General features: G+C 36.8%; 12 protein-coding genes. 11 read left to right on the top strand and 1 reads right to left on the bottom strand.

Annotated elements, in window-relative coordinates; all coding sequences use genetic code 11:
* Positions 1–52 precede the first annotated feature (52 nt).
* Positions 53–916 (bottom strand): AraC family transcriptional regulator, encoded by an 864-nt coding sequence (locus QX565_RS03325; RefSeq protein ID WP_122201462.1) that lies wholly within the window; start codon positions 914–916, stop codon positions 53–55.
* A 254-nt stretch (positions 917–1170) separates the two neighbouring features.
* Here QX565_RS03325 and QX565_RS03320 point away from each other — a divergent pair, with 254 nt between their 5' ends.
* From QX565_RS03320 to QX565_RS03270, 11 genes are all read left to right on the top strand, one after another.
* Positions 1171–2982, top strand: a complete 1812-nt coding sequence (locus QX565_RS03320) for a hypothetical protein (protein WP_122201461.1) — start codon at positions 1171–1173, stop codon at positions 2980–2982.
* A 12-nt stretch (positions 2983–2994) separates the two neighbouring features.
* Complete coding sequence (locus tag QX565_RS03315; protein WP_122201460.1) at positions 2995–4926, top strand: sialate O-acetylesterase; 1932 nt, start codon at positions 2995–2997, stop codon at positions 4924–4926.
* Positions 4927–5295: 369 nt separating this feature from the next.
* The gene (locus QX565_RS03310) at positions 5296–6573 is read left to right on the top strand and encodes a hypothetical protein (protein ID WP_147351263.1); all 1278 of its coding nucleotides are present in this window, start codon (positions 5296–5298) and stop codon (positions 6571–6573) included.
* Between the two features lie 132 nt (positions 6574–6705).
* Positions 6706–8130, top strand: a complete 1425-nt coding sequence (locus tag QX565_RS03305; RefSeq protein WP_195349280.1) for a choice-of-anchor Q domain-containing protein — start codon at positions 6706–6708, stop codon at positions 8128–8130.
* 70 nt (positions 8131–8200) lie between these two features.
* Positions 8201–10507, top strand: coding sequence for an IPT/TIG domain-containing protein (locus QX565_RS03300; protein ID WP_289291251.1), 2307 nt, complete (start codon positions 8201–8203; stop codon positions 10505–10507).
* A gap of 41 nt (positions 10508–10548) precedes the next feature.
* Positions 10549–13689 (top strand): SusC/RagA family TonB-linked outer membrane protein, encoded by a 3141-nt coding sequence (locus tag QX565_RS03295; protein ID WP_122201456.1) that lies wholly within the window; start codon positions 10549–10551, stop codon positions 13687–13689.
* Entirely contained in the window at positions 13689–15668 is a 1980-nt protein-coding gene (locus tag QX565_RS03290) for a RagB/SusD family nutrient uptake outer membrane protein (RefSeq protein ID WP_122201455.1), read from the top strand. Before QX565_RS03295 ends, QX565_RS03290 begins: the two co-directional genes overlap by 1 nt.
* 168 nt (positions 15669–15836) lie before the next feature.
* Positions 15837–18572 (top strand): SusC/RagA family TonB-linked outer membrane protein, encoded by a 2736-nt coding sequence (locus QX565_RS03285; protein WP_289291248.1) that lies wholly within the window; start codon positions 15837–15839, stop codon positions 18570–18572.
* Between the two features lie 18 nt (positions 18573–18590).
* Positions 18591–20375, top strand: a complete 1785-nt coding sequence (locus QX565_RS03280; RefSeq protein ID WP_122201453.1) for a RagB/SusD family nutrient uptake outer membrane protein — start codon at positions 18591–18593, stop codon at positions 20373–20375.
* Positions 20376–20462: 87 nt separating this feature from the next.
* Positions 20463–22397 carry a hypothetical protein gene (locus QX565_RS03275; RefSeq protein ID WP_122201452.1) on the top strand — a complete coding sequence of 645 codons (1935 nt, stop codon included), beginning with the start codon at positions 20463–20465 and terminating at the stop codon, positions 22395–22397.
* Positions 22398–22519: 122 nt separating this feature from the next.
* Entirely contained in the window at positions 22520–23716 is a 1197-nt protein-coding gene (locus tag QX565_RS03270; RefSeq protein WP_025866836.1) for a sugar MFS transporter, read from the top strand.
* The last annotated feature ends 19 nt before the right edge of the window (positions 23717–23735 follow it).

The raw sequence follows: 23735 nt of genomic DNA, 5'->3' as shown, positions 1-23735 counted from the left end.
GTTGAAAGATATAGTCGTCTCCTTGCCAATCCTAAAAATGAAAAGCTATAATTTAGTAGATGGTCATCTTATTCATATTTCTTTCCCTATAATCCGTCGGTGTTGAACCTTTTTTCTTCTTAAAAATGCGATTAAAATTAGAAATATTATTGAAGCCACAATTATATGAAATCTCTGATATGGTATTTGTCGTTTCCAATAACATACGGGCGGCTTCACCAACACGCAAGTCATTCAGAAAATCGATAAAGCTCTTTTGAGTCCGCTTTTTAAAGAAATGACAAAATCCTGATTCTGTCATATTAATAAGTTTAGCAACTTCTCCGACAGTGATTCTTTTACTATAGTTCTTTTGTAGATACTGATGTATGATTTTAATGCGTCTACTTTTTACCTCATAATGATTCTGAGTAAAATTCGGACTACACAATACCCGTTTATCAGGCGAAATAGCAAGCTCATTCAAAATAATCAGAAAATCGATTACCGAATCAAATCCCCTTTTGTCTGCCAAAGCGAGCAGACGAGGCAAAATACGTTTTTGTTCCGCTTCTGAAAAGACGATACCACGTGCAGAGAGATCGAGTAACTCTTTTACCGGACGAAACAGATTTTTGTTGATAAAAGAAGAACCAAACAGTTCAGAACTAAACTGTATCGTAATAACATGAGTACGAAACTCTGCATTAGCTTCCCAGGCATGAAAAGTATTTGGACCAATCAGTACCAGGTCTGAACCATTGATATTTTCCACTGAGTCGCCTACAATACGTTTTCCTTCAAAATGCTTCACCATATTGAGTTCGAACTCATAATGATAATGAGTAGGAAAATCAAATCCTGCGGTCGGGTGGTTTAATAAGACGAAAAAATCATCGTTATTAATGGGGGTTATTTCCCGAATAATGCGTTTCATTATATCAGTATTTTATAGATTAATATGGTCACAATATTACGTCTTTTTCTTCACATTCCAAATAAAAAGCAAAATAGTATTATGCTTATGCTGTAAAGTATTCATATAGATATAGCTAAAGCCCTAACTTTGCGACTATAATATCATCCATGAAAAAACATACTAATATGTTATTAGACAGGATACTCTATTAAGAGCAGAAGAAAGCTGCTTGTTTATAGTGGCATTTTCACTTTGTCAAAATCTTATTTAATATGAATAAAACATTAGGTTGGAAGATTGTTTTTGGGATCACCTTTGGATGGTGGCTCTGTGCCGGAATGATGGCACAGACCACTGATTCCATTACTTATTGGAACGCACATACGCAACTCACTCCTTGGCGTATGCCTATAACAAATGCTCCGGTAGAATATATTGATCTCGATCGGGACGGTGATCCGGATATACTTATTACCCGTATATTTGGTGATATCCCGGTTATGTGGATAGACGATAATGACAATATGCAATATGGAGATACCGAAGGAGATATGATAGACGATTGTCTGCTGATAGACCTCAACCGCGATGGAGTTTTCGGTGGCCCCATGGATTTATGTATTGACTGGGTTGATGAGAACAACGATGGGATTGTCGATGTTCAAGTGGTGGTATCTAATGGAAAAGGAGAGAAATTCGGTTATTTCGATTGGGGTGCCGACTTCATGTATATTATAGACTTTAATGAGAAAGATGGAATTCACAATTATATTGATTGGAACCAGATCCGGTTAATGTGTTGGGCGCACAGTGGGCATTGCAATTTCTTTACCGACTATCACGGTAATACGCTCTTTCTAAAGATGCATGCTTCAACTTTCAATATTGCTGATTTGAGGTATAATTGGGAAAATCCTTTTATCTTTTTCGATCAGGATGGCGATGGATTATCTGAATTCTCGATTCGAATGGTGGATACTCCTTATTTTCGTCCTAAAGAAGGAAATTCGCCACATTTTAAAGATATAGACGAACGTTATGAAATTCAATTTACTCAGAAAATAGATTGGGCTGCCCTGTCATGGGATCTGGACAATGACAACTGTCCCGGTAATGAGTTTGATTTTGATATGAGCCTCCATTTTAGAGGAGAAGGATTCGATTATTCAGATCAGGTACATACTTTCAAAAAACTCCGTGGATTACCCGAAGCGGATAAACTTATTTACGACCCACGCTGGCGACAGCAAACTGAACTAATTTATCCTGACCCGAAAAAAGCACTGGAATTACTTTTTAAACGTGGAAAAGGAAAATACGACCAATGTTGGTTTGTGTTCGATGAAGATGACGATTGTAATCGTTGGGAAAGGGTGGAGTTTTATGAGCCCAAAGATTTATATGCCATTGGTCTGCACAAGGGAGGACTGGACAATAATGCCCAATCGGATGCAATAGGTGACCGCGGAGAATGGGATTTGGATAATTCAGGTGAAGGAAGTCTTTATGTGGGAACTTTCGATGGGCGTATACATCTTTATGGGGCAGAATGGGGATGTTGGCGAATTGACCAGACAGCCTACAATTTTCAAGGTTTCGGAGGGTTATACGACAAATGGAATTATTTTCGTATGAATCCCGATCCGGAAAAATTTGGTTTGGTAAAATATACCGATACCGATAATAATGGATTCATTGATCTTATAGAATATGACTTGGATGGTGACCGGCATTTTGAAGAACGTATTTCTTTACTGGAACTGGGTATCGATGACCGGAATACAATTATCGATACTTCCAGACAGTCGTATGATGATATGCATAGACTTTTTAAAACCGTATCAGATAATATGTGGAAACAGGCGGAAGAAGTAGTTGAGATTGCTAAAAAGCAACGCCTTAATGTAGAATGGTATAATTTTTACCGTCATCCACGTTCAGTAAAAGAACGTTATCGATATGGCTATTGGCTTGCATTCTACCTCTATCATGATATGAAACAGGTGGCCTTACAGAAAGGGGATAAAGAACTGGCCCAGAAAATAGATAAAGCATACTATTCAAAAAACTGGAATTCATTTTAAACAGGTACGATCATGAAAAAAGTCAAATTAATATTGTTAGTATTCAAAATTATCATAGCTATACCCAGTTTGGCTTCAAACAATTTATATTTAGCTTTTCCTTTTTCAGACCATGGCGTACTACAACAAGAAAAACCGATCCCTATTTGGGGAAAAGCACTCCCCAATGCTACTGTAGTGGCCGAAATAGGAGATAATCGGGGATATGGTCGTGCAGACAGTAGCGGAAAATGGCTTCTTTATCTACCTGCCTGTTCCGCAGGAGGACCTTATGAACTAATTGTAAAAAGTAATAATGAACAAATAAAAAGAAAAGACATTTATATTGGCGAAGTATGGCTCGCATCAGGACAATCCAATATGGCTTGGAAAATGCAAAACGGAGTAGGTCCGAATACAGATCAAGATATATCCGATGCAAATTATCCACAGATACGTTTTCTTAACGTACCAAACGAAACCCACTCCACTCCCATAGAAAAACTTGCACCCGTTGATTGGGAAGTTTGTACACCGGAACATGTCAAAAGTTTTTCTGCTATCGCGTATTATTTTGCACGGGAACTTTATCAACATCACAACGTACCGATAGGTATTATCTCCGCATCCTGGGGAGCTACTGATATTGAGGCCTGGATGAGTGCTGACGTACTCCGGACCCATAATGCATATACCAAATGGGTTGAAGGATTCGACACGGATAGCCTAAAATGGCAGAATTATGTATGCCAAAGCCAGAAGAATGACCGTATACGTGACAGTATCGCTACACATGCAAATCGTGGTATTCGTAAGAAAGTATTCAGCCCCAATTATAAAGATGATGATTGGTTGACGGTGGATACTCCTGTAAATACGAATAAGATGAAACTCAATAATTATTGGGGGGTGACATGGTTACGTACGGACTTTGAAGTTCCAGCCAATCTCTCCAAACAATCTTTATTGCTTGACGGAAGTATCAATGTACAAAACATTGAACTTTGGTTGAATGGAACCAAACTAACTCCACTACCTAGCAAAAAGTTCGAATTTCCCGCACGCCTGTTAAAACGCAAAAACCAGCTTACAGCACGCGTAGTAATCCATTGGGGCAGTGCCTGGCTTGGTACTGACGAGCAACCTCTCATTCTTACCACGCAAAACGGTATGCAATCATTCAGGTTAGATAATCCATGGAAATTTAATGCTACACTTGAACCAGAATTACCAGGCTGGCAAAACTATTATAATACTCATACCGTAATTTACAATGCAATGATTCACCCGTTAATGCCTTATAGTATGCGCGGAATTTTTTGGTATCAGGGAGAAAATAATGTAGGAAAGGCCAAGCAATATCAAAGTCTGTTACCTAAACTGATAGAAAGTTGGCGGATTGGTTTCAAGCAGGGTAATTTACCATTTATTACTATTCAATTGGCAAATTATATGAAACGAGCATCCGAGCCTTTAGAGTCTAAATGGGCAGAATTGCGTGAGGCCCAAGCCATGTCATTACGCTATCCTAATACGGGATTAGTTACTACAATTGATATTGGTGAAACAAACGATATTCATCCACGTAATAAACTTGATGTCGGGCGGAGACTTTATCAGCAGGCACAGTCACTTGTCTATGATGCTTCGATCATTGGAAGGGGACCCACCTTCCGTAAAATGGAAATTGAAGGAGATAAAATCCGTATTTATTTCGATAATGTTTCCGGCGGATTAAAAACAAAAGATGGAGATCAACCCAAATCGTTTGCAATAGCTGGAAGTGATCAGCAGTTTTATTGGACTGATACGGCATACATAGAAGGAGAAACGATTGTTGTATATTCTGACAAAGTACCCAATCCGGTATCATTACGTTACGGTTGGGCTGATAATCCCGAAGTAAACTTATATAATTCCGACGATTTACCGGCTGTACCATTTCGTACAGACAATTGGAACTAAAAAAGTATAACTTAAAGGATTTGTATTACTAATATTTCGGACAGATACGTATTCCATATCTTTTATATAATTTACCTCGGATAGGAACATGAATTCTTGATAATAATACTTATCGGTATTCGTCAGCCCATTTTTTATAGTGTATATTTCACTTTTATAGTCTAAAATCACATATACGATTCTTTCATTATGTTTTTATATATGAATGAAAATTTCTGCACTCTTAAATCATAATATTATTCTGCAAAAGTAAATTGGCAAAATAGTATATTGTTTGAGCAAAATATGTCCATATTGACTTTAACTTTTACCGTAATTTTGTATTGTACAAGTTAGTATGCAATACAAAAATTCCTCAAAACTAATATTATGAAAAGAAAAATTGAATCAATCTTATTCCTTTTCTCAATGTTGCTGAATATATGTTCATGCAATTCGGTTAAAAATGAAATGAAATGCCTGACGGATAAAGAAATTTTATCTATTATCAATGAACACAAACCTACCAATAAATATCCGGTTCCAACAGATATGTATAAACGTCTTGGAGCTACTCACGTCGGTGGCAAATATTACTTCACTAAAGAACCTTATATTATAGAGGGATGCCAAAAAATGCAAGAAATGGGATATGGAGTGGTAAAGCTATGGTTTAATAAAGGAGGAGGGGGATATCCATATAACTCAAACTGGAGTTTACCCAAAGAATTTACTTTAAAACAATTGGCAGAACACCCATATTACAAGACGTGTTTTGATATGTCTTTCAGTACAATTGCATTGAGTATTTCTGGAGCCGGAGTCAATACGACTGATAAAACAGCTATTCAGGAAGAGGATGAAATTTATGAACTTTCTAAATATCTACTTGAACAATATAAAAATAAGGAAATTGAATTTGTACTACATAATTGGGAGGGTGATTGGATTATGCGCGGAGGAACAGGAGATGAGGCTCGTTGGTCACGTAAAGCCGGTGAACTTATTAAAGCTGTAGATGGAGATCGTTACACAGTTCTTGTTCCTTCGGATTCGACTCAACGTATCAATAGTATGATAAAATGGTTCAATGCCCGCCAAAGAGGCGTAGAAAGAGCACGTTCGGAAATACGGTACTCTAAATGCAAAATATACCATGCGATTGAAGCCAATAAGGTGATGGATAGCATGAATGGTATTCCAGGCATTATCAATTCGGTACTTCCACAAGTTCGGGTAGATATGGTATCGTGGTCATGTTATGATGCTCTTTCTACAACGGGATTGGATGAGGGGATAAATCTTTATAAAGGTATTGAATTTATAAAACAGAATTTTACTCCAAGTTCATATATGAATAAAGAAAAGAAAGTATTTCTTGGAGAAATTGGTATACCAGAACAACGGTATGAAGGCCTGACTAAGGAGGTTATAACGGCCAACTGGAATACTTATATAGCCGTATGCCTATCACTTAGCGTACCTTATATAATTCAGTGGGAACTTTACTGTAATGAGCCTAAAAATGAAGAGTTTAGAAAACTGAATGATATACGAAAGACCGATGAAATGAGAGGATTTTGGCTTATTCGTCCGGATGGGTCTAAAAGTTTTGCGGCTAATTATTTTGATTGCTTGATGCATAATCCAACTTTATTATATAGATAAAAGTACTTAGGAAATAATCAAAGCAAAATAATACAATAGTTGAACTGAATAGTGGAATGTGTCAATATTCTAATCCGCTATCTTTGTCATAAAGTAATTTATATTTGTTTAATTTTTAAACTGTTACATTTTATGAAAAAAATTACAAAAGTATTGCTGATTGCAATTTGTATCTTAACAGTAAATTATTTTACTGCCGATGCAGAACAAATTATCCGCTATGTGAAGCAAGATGCTACAGGCAACGGAACGTCTTGGGAAAATGCTTCGGGTGACTTACAAGCCATGGTAGATGAAGTAGAGGCTAATGCAGATAAAGGAGAAGTACGGGTAGCTGCCGGTACTTATTACGGAGGTTTCCTTATGAAAGACGGAGTTAATGTATATGGTGGATATTCCGCAGTTGACAATGGAATAAGAGATTTAAAGAATAATAAAACTTATTTGGATGGAGAGAAAAAATCACGTGTCCTTTTTCAAAATCAAGATATATTATTCCAATATACAACAACTTGGGACGGTTTTTATATTCAAAATGGAAATGACTTAGGAGCGGGAGCGTTTATATCTTATCGTTCGGTCCTTTCAAATTGCGTCATTCGTAATAACACTACCGAAGGAAAAGCTTGGCAAAAAGGCGGAGGGGTAGCCATGAAAAAATGTCAGGCAGCAGGTGCTCCAGGTATAGCGGGTTGTCTTTACAACTGTGTTATTATTAATAATCATGCCGGTGACGAAGGTGGAGGTATATTTATTGAAAACGGTTCGGTAGGAGACGTTATAAATTGTGTTATTGCCAATAATACTTCGGATAGTAGTTGTGGAGGTTTATTCTTGGGTGATTGGAATGGCTGGAGCTGTATTCAAAATAATATTATTATTGGTAATGAAGGCGGAGTTTCACAACTTTATCAAAAACAAGGTCCATTACTGGCAACGTTTAATAATCTCATACAAGAAGAAGGTGCAGAGGCTATTAAAGGTTATGACCCAACAGCTAAAGATGACTATCTAACAAATTATTTCAAAGACAATCTGATTTCTGCTAATTATTCTTTAGATGATATTTTCGTGAAACCCACTTCTTTTAGTGGTGTAGAATTACTGGAAGGTGATTGGGATGAAATTTCAAATTCAGACTGGAGCTTGAAAGAAGGTTCAGTTTGCATAAATGCCGGAACAGACAGAAACATTCCTATTCGAATTAATGGAGCCAATCCTAATACTCAATCTTATTCCGATGTATTCATTACCGACATATGTGGAAATAAGAGAATAAGTGGAATAGCCCCCGATATGGGAGCTTATGAATACGGTTCTGTTCTAAGTGGATTAAAAGATGTAGTAACGTTGGATATTCAAATATCTTTAGTAAATGATATATTACATCTCGAAGGTATACAGAATACTGATAAAGTGACTATTGTTAATAGCCTTGGGATGATGATTTATAACAAGACAAACGCAGAATACAATATACCCCTTTTAAATGCAGGGCTCTATATAATAAAAGTCGAACGTGGAAACGAATCTGTTGTATGTAAAATTTTAAAATAAATTTATTGTAAAGCAAAGGAGGGTGATCTCCGTGTGAACCACTCTTTTGCTTTTTCTTAAATCTACTGATATGAGAATATTTTATCCCTTCATATTTCTATTTTTTCTTCTTGCATGTAAAGATAACGTTACAGATAATGGGAATGATACTCAAATTCCAACAATAGAGAAGATTTCACCTCTTTCTGGAAGATCAGGCACGCAAGTTACGATTACCGGAAATAATTTTGCCGAAAATTTTGCGTATGAATTAGTTCTATTGGGTGAAAACGAAATCATTCCATCTGGAGGCGATGAAAGTACAATCACTTTCGTTATTCCTACTCATATTACATCAGGTAATTACCCTATTAAAATAAAGTTAGGTGGGAAAGAGTTCGAAAGTAATTACTCATTCAATGTAGAAAAAGAGTCGGACAAACCGATTTCCGATAAAATTCCCATCGATAAAAACAGTGTTACAAAAGGTTTCTTAAAAGCAGGAGTAGAAGGTATCCATCCCAGATTATTCTATAACGAAGCACGAATTGCTGAAATTATGAGTGTGGTGAATGGTGACCGAAAATTTGCGGCAAGAACTTATGCAGATATCATAAATCAAGCCAAAAATTTACTCTCAGCACCACTCAAAGTTTGGAAATTGGATGATACTAATTTAAGAATAAGTACAATCCATGAAATTGGTAATACCGATTTACCGGTTTTATCTTTAGCCTATCTATTCACAAAAGATGTGAAGTATGCAGAACGTTGTTATAGACAAATGCAGTCTATGTGCAGTTGGAAAGATTGGGGGGCCTCACGCCATTTTCTCGATACCGGAATTGGAGCACGCGGATTTGCAATGGCCTATGACGCAATTTATGACTATTTAAATGATAAACAAAGAAGTGAGCTAATTGACGGACTTCGTCGTCTGGCACTGGAACCGGGTAAAATGCAAATAGAAACCGGACAAGGACAAGCATGGGCTTGGTATAATAGTAATAACAACTGGAACGGAATATGCAATGGAGGACTTATCTGTGCGGCATTAGCTGTCTATGAATCAGATCCCGACTTCATGAGCCAGCTGATTGCCTTAGCTGCAAATAAAATGATGATATATATGCAATCTTTCGAACCGGATGGGGCCAGTGAAGAAGGACTGATGTATTGGTCCTACGGATTAACCAACGCATTCCTGGCATTGGAAGCTATGCAGCGAAACCTGACAACAACTTATGGATTAACAGATTTAAACGGTATTTCAAAAACAGGTTGGTTTCCATATAATGTATCTGGACCAGTAGGAACAGCAACCTTTGGGGATGATTATTTATACTACGGTAAAACAAATAAATTCCTATCCTATTTTTGGTTTGCTCACTTTTTTAACGATCCCAATCTGGCTAAGAAACATTACGACGAATGTATAAGTCGCCAAGGAATGATGAATGGATACCATGACCTTTTGTTCTATTATCCGGAATTAGTTAACCAGGGAATAGTCAGCGAAATCCCATTACAAGGGTATGTTAAAGGGGCAGATTATATGTATATCAACCAGAATAATTCAGATATTAATTCGTTTTATGTGGGTATGCATGGGGGAGATAACTGTGCCAGTCACGGGCATTTAGATGCCGGTTCATTCTATGTTCAGGCTAATGGAGAATGCATTTTTATCGGTAGTCTGGGTACAACAAATCCTTATCCTGCTGATTACTTTGATGAAACTGCACCTTATTATGAAAGTAATTCCACTACTACAGCCAGTTCCCCCGGTAGATTCTATTATTACAGAGTCCGTACTGAAGGAAAAAGTTGTTTGGTTGTCAATCCAGATGCTCGTCCGGAACAAAATCCAAAGGGGATGGCTCGTTTGATCAATCAAAATTCCGGAAATAATAGTGGTTTCTATATATTAGATATGAGTGATATATACAAACGTGATATGAATAAATATATACGGGGAATTAAACTAAACAGGGTAACTCAAACTATTACTATTCAAGATGAATTTACTCCTAAAAAAAATGGTTCAACCGTATATTGGCTTGGGCATACTCCACAAACGGGAAGTATGACTCTTTCAAATGATAAAAAAGTGGCAACTTGTTTTAAGAGTGGGAAGAGTACTATTATAAGAATCGTTTCACCCGCAGATGCAGCATTCGAAATTGTAAATAACACAGAAACAGATATCAACTATTTGGACGAAACACGTCCCATTTTTTCATCAATAATGAAACAAAAAAATCAAATAAATAAATGGTATGGCAAATTACAGATTAAACTACAAAATGTAAGTGGTCCAACTACTATTACTGTGGAAATTACAAATAATAGTGCAAGTAATAATCCCTCTGTTCCGATCAATGAATGGAATTTATAAAATTATAGATTAAAAGTATTTTACCATTATAACTTAATAATATGAATCTGAAACATGTATTAAAACGCAAGTATCTTATATTATTTTGTTTAGTTGCACCTTTAATAGACATAAACGCAGAAGGTTCGGCCAAAGATAATAATATGATTGTACAGCAAAAAGAGACAATGACAGTTACAGGTACCGTAAAAGATGCCACAGGTGAGCCTATAATCGGTGTATCTGTACTGATTAAAGGTACCTCTACAGGAGGTATTACAGACTTGGATGGTAATTTTTCAATTGTTACACCTAAAAAAAGAACTATATTAGTATTTACCTATTTAGGATATAAAACTCAAGAAATAATTGTTGAAAAAAATACTCCTATATTTATAGTTATGGAGGAGGACTCCCAACAGCTTGATGAGGTTGTAGTGGTCGGCTATGGTTCTCAAGCTAAAATATCAGTGACAGGAGCATTAGGATCGGTTAAAAACGAAGAAATATTAAAAGCCCCTGTCGCTAATGCGGGAAATGCTTTAGCGGGGCGCACCACAGGTATTACAACAGTTCAACGTTCGGGTGAGCCAGGACGTGACGATGCGGAAATTTATGTCCGGGGTATAGCAACATTTGCTGATGGTAATGCCAAACCATTAATCTTAGTGGATGGTGTAGAACGTTCTTTATCAGGATTAGACCCCAATGAAATTGAGTCTATAAACGTGATGAAAGACGCATCGTCTACTGCAGTGTTTGGTGTTCGCGGAGCTAATGGTGTTATCATTGTCACTACTAAAACAGGACAGGAAGGGCGTCCAAAGATATCATTGACCAGCAATGTTGCCTTACAAAATCCAATACGGATGCCTAAACTATTAAATGCATATGAATGGGCAAGTTTACGCAATGAAGCTGCATACCAGGACAGTACGGATCCTGAACAGGTAAATTATCCATTTTCTGATTACGATCTCGAACGATATAAAAATGGTGATGATCCTATTTTTCATCCAGATATCAACTGGATGGATTATATGCTGAAAAATGTATCAATACAACATCAGCATAATCTTTCGGTACAAGGAGGGAACAAACGGACTAAATATTATGTATCATTGGGATATTATAATCAGCAGGGTATTTATGAAATGGGAAGTTTCTTCAAAGATTTCAGTGCTAATCCCAAATACAATCGCTACAACGTACGTGCTAATTTGGATTTTAACATTACCAATGATTTTACGATTTCCGTTAAGTCCGGGGTACAAATGACAGAATCTAACTACGCTGGCTCAGATGCAAAAACTATTATGGGAACTATTTTTTCAGCAAATCCTGTTATGTCTCCAGTCACTTTTGATGGTAAAATGATACGAAATGTCCAGGGGCTTGAAAAATGGCAAATATCAAATCCTCCTCTTTATGAAATGCTCAGTAAGGGATTTAATGAAAATTTTACAGCAAGAGCAAACATTGATATAGCAGCTCGATATAAGCTTGATAAGCTCATTAAGGGATTAGCTGTACGAGGGAAAGTTGCTTATGACAACTATTACTATCAAAAAGTTTCCCGTAGCAAACAGATTCCAATGTATGATATTAAGTTAGACCCAAATTCCTCTGTAGAAGAACCTGTAGCTATTATTATACCTAATCAATACGAGGGTCCGGTAAAAACTTCATCAGATTATTATGATAAAAATCGTCGCATTTATGGTGAAGTGGCTTTGGAATACAATAACAATTTTGATGGGCATAACGTGAGTGCCCTGTTCCTCGGTACTGCTGAAAGAACTTATAATGGTAAGAATGAATTACCCTACAATTATCTGGGTTTAGTAGCACGTGCAACTTATAACTATAAATATCGGTATATGGCCGAAATTAATGCCGGTTATAACGGTTCCGAAAATTTTGCCAAAGGAAAACAATTTGGTTTTTTCCCATCTTTTTCCGTTGGCTACGCATTTACAGAAGATGTTTACTTTCCAAAAAACGATATTTTAAGTTTCGGTAAGATACGTGCTTCATATGGATTAGTTGGTAATGATCGTATTGGTGGAGAGCGTTTTTTATTTTTGCCTGATGCTTATATACGAGTATCCAGTCCTGGCTACTATTTCGGAACAGGTCAAACAAAATATAGCGGATATAAAGAATCCAAATTAGGTAACCCTTATGTAACATGGGAAAAAGCCAAAAAAACGAATTTGGGATTGGATTTAAGATTTTTCAAAGACCGTTTAAATTTCAGTGCCGACTATTTCATAGAAAAGCGCTCTAATATTCTTTATTCTCTTAATTTACCTCTCTGGTTTGGTGACCCTTCAATTGTACCTCCCTACAATGTAGGAAGAACAGAGAATAAAGGTTACGAATTTGAATTTGGTTATAAAGATGAAATAAATAGTATAGGACTTACTTATTGGGTAAACGGAAATTATTCTTTTGCAAGAAATAAAATCATTTATAAAGACGAAGCTCCTAAAAAATACCCCGGATTGTATGAAACCGGATCCCGTATAGGACAGCCCAAAGGCTTGATTGCCGAAGGCTTTTATAATACGTGGGAAGAAGTCAATGATCCAGACAGGCCCAGATCAAAATGGGAAGGTAACGGATTACGTCCGGGTGATATAAAGTATAAAGATATTACAGGCGACAATTTCATTGATGAAAATGATAAAGTCAATATTGGTTATCCAAATGTCCCGGAAATTGTATATGGTATTTCTCTTGGATTTCAATGGAAAAACTTTTCTATATCCGCACTATTTCAGGGAGCAGGCCATGTATCAACATATTTGTCGGGAACTGCAGCATGGCCCTTTGTAGCAGGAACAAAAGCGGCTTTCGAAACAGCAAAAGAAAGCTGGACACAAGAAAGATATGAACAAGGATTACCAATTTCTCTTCCCAGATTGAGTGAATCACCGGAAGGAACAAAACACAATTACCAATACTCTACCATGTGGCAGGAGGATGCTTCTTATCTGCGTCTGAAAAATGTGGAAGTAGCTTATCTTTTTAAATTTAGAGAAAAATCACCGGTTCAAAATCTGAGATTATATGTCAATGGGCAGAACCTGTGTACTTGGACAAAGATGTCTTATTTTGATCCTGAAATAGCTGATAGTAACGGAAATGCTTATCCGATGATGCGAGTTTTCAATATGGGAATTAATATTCAGTTTTGATGATATATAATTTAAAGATTGGTATGAATAAATCAAAATATAAAGTGATTACGGCTTTTTTAATAGTCGGTTCACTATCATTCAGTTCATGTTCGGATTTTTTGGAACAACCGGAAGGTAGCGTAATCAATAAAGAATACGTCTTTTCTGATCCGGACAGGGCTATGGAAGCCTTATTCAATGTGTATGCCACTTGCATAGTAGATGGATTTATTACAGGAGAAGGGGGTAGCGGATTTTCCGATGCAGGATGTGTAGATGGCTTATTAATAGGAGCCTGTGATGAAGGAGACCAATATGGAGACTCACATCGTTCTCATCAATTCAACGTAGGTACATGGGGACCTCAGAACCAAGAAGAGTTTAACCTTACACGTGCTATTCAGGGTATGCGAAATGCATCTATTTTCATAGATAATGTCGATAATGTGCCATTAGGTGCGAGTGGTTCTTATAATTGGACAATAGAGCTACGTGAGCAAGTCAGAGCAGAGGCCAAAGTGCTACGGGCATTGATGCATTTTGAAGCTTTCAAACGTTTTGGAGGAATTCCTATTATGGACCAAGCCCCAACTGTGAAGATAGAAAGTGTAAACGGAGTTAACAAGGCCATAGTAGTTCCCTCCGGAACCCGTCAAAGTGTGGAGAGAGTAGTCAATTTTATTGTGCGAAGCTGTGAAGAAGCATACCCGTTTTTAAAAGATGATTTCTGGGGAACATCAGAATACGGACGTGTTCATAAAGGAGTGGCATTAGCACTGAAGTCAAAAACCTTATTATATGCTGCCAGTCCATTGTTCAACACGGATAAACCGTACCTATCATACGGTGACGAAAGAGATTCGTTAATATGTTATAGAAAGAAAGATCCTACATTGTGGGATAAAGCCGCTACAGCCGGTCGACAAGTCTTAGACTGGGCAAAAGCAAACAATTATGAATTACTGGATGATGGAGGACTGGGTAAAATAGAAAGCTATAATTATGCATCATGCAAACCACTTGATCCAAGGAATAAAGAAACTATCTATTTCGATCGCTCTCATTCATATTATTCGCCATATTTCAACGAAAAGTGGTGGAATTTGGTACGTTTCTGTTGTCCAATTTATTACACATGGGGGAATACCTCACATGCCATGCCTATGAATTTTCTTAAACAGTTCAGAGATCTGGAAGGGAATGATGTAGAACTTCCGCAAGAAGGTAGTTTTATCGAATTTAAAGAAATAATGAAAAAAATGGAACCTCGTCTGCAGGCTTCCATTTGGTGGCCTGGATCAAAATATACGGAAACCGGATTGATGGATGCCAGTCGGGGTGCAGATACTGCTTATTTTGTCTATCAAAAAATGGATAGAGCAGGCAACCTTACACCGGGAGTTTCCGGTTCAGGGCCAATCTTAGGTCCTGGTGTACCCAATGGTCTACATTTTAAAAAATTTATAAATCAAGTTAATGGTACCAATGCCACACTTGATATAAACTGGCCCATTTTCCGATTGAGTGAAATGTATCTAAACTATGCCGAAGCATTGAACGAAAGTACCACTGACCGAAATATCACCGAAATGCTAAATGCACTCAATGAAGTAAGAGTACGCGGCGGACTTCCTAAAATAAAAAATGACTTAGGTTATGAAGATATGAAAAAGGAAATTCGCCGTGAAAGAGCAGTCGAGCTATATGCAGAAGAGCATCGCTTCTTCGATGTTCGACGTTGGTTAATTGCCGGAGAAGAGGGGATTATGAAAGGTGAATTTTATACATTCAGCTTAAAGGAAAAAGCATATAATAAATATAAAGTTCCGCAAGAAAGCTGGACGGCTCAGCAAAAGAAAGATAATGACAGCTGGCTGTACTACGCCATTGAACCTTTTGAAAATAGAATTTGGGAAGATAAAATGTATCTATATCCTTTCCCTCAAGATGAAGTTAACAAAGGAATTATTGTGCAAAATCCCGGTTGGGAGTTATAAATGGATGTTAAATACTAAATTCAAGAATGCTCAATGAAAACTATATGTAACTATATAAATTTTTTATTTGTTCTATGTTTGCCTGTGACTCTATTAGCTCAGAAGGCGGAAAACGTAGATACGATTAAAACACAGTTCGCAGAAAAGAACTTCTTAGAACATAAAGTCATGGAACCCTACCGAGGGGAAATCTCAAGACAACACTCAACACATTCTGCCACATCTGTCAGTGGAGAGGAACTGAAACCAATGTATAGCTCTAATCTAGGATATGCTTTATCAGGAAAATTAGCAGGTCTACATGTCGTTCAGAAAGGAGGTTCACAAGGAAATACCGATGCCCCTGATTTAATGATACGTGGCAGACAAACATTTCAGGATAATGGAATCCTGATACTGGTAGATGGAGTAGAAACAAAGTGGTCGAACTTGCTCGTTGACGAAATAGAATCTGTAACTCTTTTAAAAGATGCAGCATCTCTTGTTTTATATGGTCAAAGAGGTGCTAATGGGGTATTGTTGATCACAACAAAACGAGGAATAAACAATGAAAAAGTAAAAATCAGTTTATCAACCCGTTTCGGATGGCAACAAGCTACTCAACTACCGGAATTATTAGGAAATGGCGATTATGCAGAACTTTATAATGAAGCAATGAAAAGTGATGGAAAAGATATCTCGAACGGATATTTTAAAAACCAACAAATTGTAGATTATTTCAAAAGCCAAAAATATCCTTATTTATATCCGGATGTCAATTGGTATGACGAAGTATTAAAAAAGTCTGCTTTTGTTCATAATTACGCTTTAACGTTTTCGGGAGGAAACAATTTTGCTAAATATTATGCTGCATTAGGTTTCATGGATACACAAGGATTATACGCGCATACAAATGGGACTACAAATTCTAATTATGATTTAAAGCGATATAATATACGGACGAATATTGATTTACAACTAACAAAGTGGCTAAGTTCGGAAGTAAAATTCAGAGGAGTAATTGAAGATAAAATCTTCCCGAATGCTGATGAAAATACAATTTGGAAGACAATGGGGGTATTTCTACCATATGCAGTACATACTCCATCCGGGGCATGGGGCGGTGTTGAAAAATATGCAGAAAATCCAGTAGCTACCATACAGCAAAAAGGATATAAATCAATCAATGAAAGAACAATTGATACCAGTGTTAAAATGATAGCCAATTTAGAATCTCTTACACCGGGATTATCTATTTATGGACAAATAGGCTTTAGCAATAACTATTATATGACTTTCGATAAAGTACGCGGATTAGCATATGAAGAGTTAACTCCCCGTCCTGATAAAATTATTCCGGGTATAACACCTGAAAATGAGATGCCATATGATGTTACAGCCCGGGGAAGTGAAGGAAGCTTCTCACATTCACAAAATTCAGGAACACAATGGAATCGGACAACAATTATGGCAGGAGCCGACTATAGCCGTTATTTTAATAAACATCAAATAGATATTTCGTTAAACTACTTTCAGGAATTATACAAAGCCGCCGGGAATCAAATGCCTTATGCTAAACAGAATATCTTAGGAAGAGCGAACTATAGTTACAATAATCGTTATTTCGGAGGTTTTGCCATATCTTATTCCGGTTCTGAAAACTTCCCTGTTAATCATCGTTTTGGAGTATTCCCCGCTTTTTCCGCTGGTTGGATAATCTCAAATGAAGAATTTATGAGACATAATACCATTTTGACATTCTTTAAATTAAAATCTTCCATAGGACTTGTAGGAAATGACCGTACAGGTTCCGTAGGACGATTTATCTATCAACAGAATTATGTAAGTGGAGGGAATTATCTATTCGGAGAGAATCTGGATCAAAGTCCCGGATTATATAAAGAAGGTATACTTGCCAATCCTTTCGTGACATGGGAAAAAGCACTAAAATATGATGTTGGTACAGAAATGACATTATTTAATCGTTTAAGTCTGTCTGCTGAATATTTTTTCGAAAAAAGAAATGACATTTATGTACAACCTAATAACTATATCTCGGCATTATTAGGGGCTGACATTAATAATATGAATGAAGGGAAAACGCAAAATCAAGGTATAGAAATTGAAGCATTCTGGAATGATAGGGTAGGAGACTTCTCTTATTATCTGGGTGGACGTTTTTCTTATGCAAAAAATAAAATAATAGATATCAAAGAAAATCACCGCCCTGCCAATGAAGAATATTTATATGCCAAAGGAAGGCCTATCAATCAACCATATATTTTAGAAGCTATCGGCTTCTTTAAAGATGAGCAAGATATTGTAGACAGTCCAAAACAAATGTTCGGTAATGTTCAACCAGGTGATATCAAGTACAAAGATCAAAACAATGATGGTTTTATTGATGATAATGACCGTATTCCTGTTGGGCATACATCCTACCCTGAAATATATTATGGATTTGATGCAGGTATTGGTTTCAAAGGTTTCGATTTGGCTATATCTTTTCAAGGAGCAGGTAATCGTTCTGTATCTCTGTTGGATAACAATTTAATAATTCCTTTCCTTAATGGTGGTGTAAAACCAACTCAATGGGTAAAAGACAATTATTGGATTCCCGAAAAAGGAGATGCTGCTCTATTCCCAAGATTAACAACCGAAGAGAATAATAACAATTACCGTCCTTCTACTCTATGGCAAAGATCAGGTTCCTATTTGCGTCTGAAAAATATTGAACTGGGATATACCATACCAGTAAATGCCACCCGACAAATAAAAATAGAGAAAATCAGAGTATTTGTCAGCGTAATAAATCCATTCACTTGGGACAAAATATCCGAACTAAATGTAGATCCGGAAGTACTGGATATGTTTAAATATCCAGTAATGAAAAGTTATAATATGGGATTTTCAGTCCAATTCTAATTTCTAATATTACAAATTATGAAAAGAATAACAAATATATTTTTAGGGATCGTTGCTACTCTCACATTCATGAGTTGTAATGACTTCCTTGACCAAAAAATTAATGATAACTACGATGAAGAAATGTTCCTTCATTCCGGTTTCAATAATTTGAAAGCTTGGGGATTAGGAGCATATAATTATTTACGACCATATAATGGGTTAGATGGAGGTGCCTCCTTAGCCGCAGCCTGTGATGAAGCAGATTTTGCCAAACAATCAAACGTACAAAAATTTAATACCGGTGCCTGGAACCAATTTTCCAATCCTGATGATGTATTTGCACATTACTACAAAGGTATCCGTCACGCTAATTTATTTCTCGAAAAGACAGAGGAATACAAACACATTTTATATGAAGATACTTTAATTGCAAGCAATAAGGATATTTATTTAAAGAACTGTGATGATTTTAAAAAATTGAGAGCGGAAGTCAGATTATTAAGAGCTTATTTTTATTTTGAACTCATCAAACGTTATGGTGGAGTCCCATTGGTAAAGCATTCTCTTACACTTGAAGATGATTTGGATTTACCACGTAACTCTTTTGATGAATGCGTCAATTTTATTGCTGATGAATGTGATGTAGTTTATAAAGACTTAACAAACTATTGGGCAAATTATCAGTGGCAGGATGGTGAAGGAGGCAAAGGTAAAGACAATACCAATTTAGGTCGCCTGGAGAAACCTGTAGCAAAATTCTTAAAACTAAAAGCGTTGCTTTATGCGGCCAGTCCGTTGCATAACCCAACTGAAGATATCGGTAAATGGGAAAAGGCTGCATTAGCAGGTTATGATTTTCTTACGGATAAAAATTGTCAGCATGTCCGTTATTTATATTCTAATTATAACGGACTTTTCCAAGCTCAGGCCAATAATGATGCAATTGTTCCTTTTGCTGGGAAAAATACTGGAATCATAATGACCCGTCCTTTCGAAAAGGCAGGAAGCACGTTCGAAAAGGCTAATTATCCTGTAGGGATGGTCAATGGAGGAGGTGCTTGTATATGTCCTTCACAAAATCTATTAGATGCTTTTGAGTACAGTAACGGTACTGTATTTGATCCTTCCAAATTAAAGAATACAGATAATCCATATGAAGAAAGAGATCCTCGCCTTAATATGATTATTGCTATTAATGGTTCGACTTTAGGAAAAAATATTGATGGCAGTGCACGTCAAGTACAGTCTTATATGGGGGGAGCTGATGGCATTGGAGTAAAGTATGGAGCTACCACTACAGGTTACTATTTGAGAAAACTATTGGTTGAAAATTTCGATTTATCCAAATCAGAATCAAGAGCTAAATCATGGGTATTGATGCGCTATGCAGAAGTACTATTAAATTATGCTGAAGCAGTAAATGAATCGGTCGGACCCGATGTTAAAGTAATCGGTACAACTAACCTAACTTTATCTGCCCGGGAAGCGATTAATTTGGTTCGTGATAGAGTCGGAATGCCACCTATTCAATCTGGTCTTGACAAAGAAAATATGCGTATTAATATTCAACGTGAACGTCAAGTAGAAATGGCTTTTGAAGATCAGCGCTTCTTTGATGTACGCCGTTGGAAAATCGCGAATGTCACAGAAAATAAACCATTAATGGGAATACTGATCTCAACTAACGGAGGTACAACAACATACGAACGTTTTAAAGTAGAAAATAGAATATTCCAAGAGAAAATGTATCTTTATCCTATACCCTATAATGAGATAGCCAAAAGCAAGGGAATACTGATTCAGAATTCTGGATGGGAATAGCTTAGCGTAATATAAAAGAGACTAATTATTTATCGTTGGCCTCTTTTATACTACTATTATTTATGGTTAATAAAAATAAAAAATATTATGAGATATTACTTTCTTATTTTACTTCTCCTAATACCCTATTTACTTCAGGCACAATTAAAATTTTCCACCCAATATGGGAACAAAGAATTGACATTCAAACAAAATACAGCCAATGAAGTGCAAAATAAATTCCGTAAAGAATTACAAGGTGTACATCCAAGACTTTTTTATAATCAACAGACTATTGATCGGATCAAACAATTATATGCACAAAATGATCCATTTGTAGTAATGTATGCGGAAAATGCACATAAAGAAGCTGATCAGATTTTAAAAGAGCCATTATTAGATTATTATTTGGATGATGCAGGACTTCGCATACCTTCTATACATAAATTTGCAACTCAAGCCCCTCATCTAATTTTTATGTATCAAATGACGGGTGAAACCAAATATGCCGATCGATGCTATCAACAACTTGCTATATTCTGTAAATATCCTGACTGGGGAGCCGATCGTCATTTTCTTGATACGGGAATTGGAGCTTTTAATTTTGCATTCGTTTATGACGGACTTTATAATTATATGACTCCTGATCAAAGAAAAATACTGGAAGAAGGGGTACTAAAACACGCATTGAACATTGGGAAATATCAAATTGACGGAGGAAAAACTGTATGGAAATGGTATTTAGCAAATAATAACTGGAATGGAATTTGTAATAGTGGGCTTATAGTAGCAGCACTGGCTATGTACGAAGAAAATCCTGATTTTTTATCACAGGTCATAGCAGCAGCAATGAACTGTTTGCCCCATTACCTCGTGGAATTTGAGCCCGACGGACAAAGTGAAGAAGGATTGATGTACTGGTCATACGGTTTAATGTATACAAATTTAGGTCTTGAAGCAATGACTAATACATTGGGTACGACAAATGGGTTGGCTGATATTGCGGGATTACGCAAAACCGGTTGGTTCCCATTTTTAATGTCAGGACCTGTAACAAGTCTAAATATTGGAGATGATCCTCTACGCTATTCACGTGATACTTCTTTTTTATGGTTTGCCCGATATTATAACGATCCGGCATTAGCAAAACAACATTTAGAATTATGCATGAAAAATGGCCGTTGTCAATGGCAAGATATTTATTTTTATGATCCTGAACTTGTTACAAAAGCAAAAACTACAACTATTCCGCTTGATAACGCTATTCGGGGCATAGAATTATACTCTATCCGCGAAAATTGGGATTCGTCAGATGCTATGTATATTGCTATACATGGTGGTGCAAATAATGCCAATCACGGACATCTTGATGCGGGTTCTTTTTACATTCAAGCATTAGGAGAAGTGTTTGCTTATGGTAATCTCGGAAGTGATAATTATACTTATCCCGGGTATTTTAGTCAGAAAACTTCTCCAGATTATCTAGATTCTATAAATGAACAAACGGAACCGGGACGTTGGCATTTTTATCGACTACGAACGGAAGGTAAAAATTGTATAGTTGTAAATCCTACTATACGACCGGAACAAAAGGAGAATGGTATTGCGATTATGAAATCGTCAGAAAACAAAAAGGAAAAAAGCTGTTATACATTTGACTTAACCGATTGTTATGAACGGGATTTGATTTCATATAACCGGACAATAGGCATGGACAGGAAGCGAAAATACATGGTTGTAAAAGATTTATTGGAATGTCGTGATCCTAATTCTTCTGTGTGGTGGTTTATGCATACGAAAGCTGATATAGAGTTACAGGAAAGAGGACATATTGCTATTCTTACCATGGCAGATAAAAAGATGAAGGTTGAGATCGTTTCTCCCTTGGATGCTTCTTTCCAAACTCTCCCTGCAACTTATTTACTGAAAGACAGTTTCCCTTTGACAAAGAACTCCGAGAATAAAGGCTTTGGAAAATTGGCTATTGAATTAGAAGGTAAAAGAAGTTTGGCTATTGAAGTGATGTTTACTCCATTAAATTAAGTAATGTATTATCGAGCAAGGTTTGATTTATAAATAATACTAAGTATCCCAAGACAGAGACAAGTGAATAAGATTGATTTTTATTTTTTGTTTATCTTTGCATGTCTATTTAGATTGAAGTTATGCAAAAGCAAAGATATGCATTGGTAAAGAGGGAATATCGTGTTCCCTTCATTCTGGTTACTTCTTTATTCTTCTTATGGGGATTTGCCCATGCCATTCTTGATGTGCTGAACAAACATTTTCAGGATGTACTGGTCATCAGCCGTACCCATTCTGCATGGGTGCAGGTTATGTTCTATTTGGGATATTTTGTTATGGCTATTCCTGCCGGATTATTTATCAATAAGTACGGTTATCGTCGTGGAGTAGTATTAGGGTTACTACTTTATGGACTGGGATCTTTGCTTTTTATTCCCGGAGAGTACTGGATGTCGTTCAATTTCTTTCTGTTCTCATTGTTTGTCATAGCCTGTGGACTGGTGTTTTTGGAAACTGCTGCCAATCCTTATATGACGGAGTTGGGGGATAAAGAGACTGCTGCCAGCCGCTTGAACTTGGCTCAGTCATTCAATGGATTGGGATGTATTTGTGGACCATTGATAGGTGGATTATTGCTTTTCTCTGAAGAAGGGGAGGTTGCAATTTCTTTGCCTTATACGTTAATGGGGATTGTAGTGTTGGCAGTTGCTATGGTTTTTTCAAAGATCAGACTGCCGGAGATTGTTCATGAAGAAGAGGGTGACAGAGAAGGGAAAACGAAAAGCCTGTGGTCGCACAAACTTTTCATTTTTGGTATTGCTGCCCTGTTTTGTTATGAGATAGCGGAGATTTCTATTAATAGCTTCTTTATAAACTACGTGGTTGACGATGGCTGGATGAATGCCCGTGATGCTTCTATAGTACTTTCTTTTGGAGGTTTAGGATTATTCATGTGTGGACGTTTTGCCGGTAGCTGGATTATGCAACGTATCCGTGCAGAGAAAGTGCTGTTATTTTGTGCTGTGTGTACGGTGATTACCTCGTTGCTGATTGTACTGAATGTGGGGATTGTGTCTCTCGTAGCACTTTTTTTAGGATATGCATTTGAGGCTATCATGTTCCCCACTATTTTTGCTCTTTCTTTACGGGGGCTGGGTAAGCATACCAAGCGTGCTTCTTCTTATCTGATGATGTCACCTGTTGGCGGGGCGGTAGGGCCATTGATGATGGGGTATGTGGCAGATCAGACTACCATGTCTCTTTCCTTTATCGTACCTTTGCTTTCCTTTATAGTAGTGATGCTGTACGCCTGGAAGGTGAGTGCGGCAAAGTTGTAACGGGCATTTAGGATATTTA

It is taken from the genome of Bacteroides sp. 41_26 (genome assembly GCF_949740115.1).
Lineage (GTDB): Bacteria > Bacteroidota > Bacteroidia > Bacteroidales > Bacteroidaceae > Bacteroides > Bacteroides nordii.
This window is presented reverse-complemented; position numbering and strand designations above follow the sequence as displayed.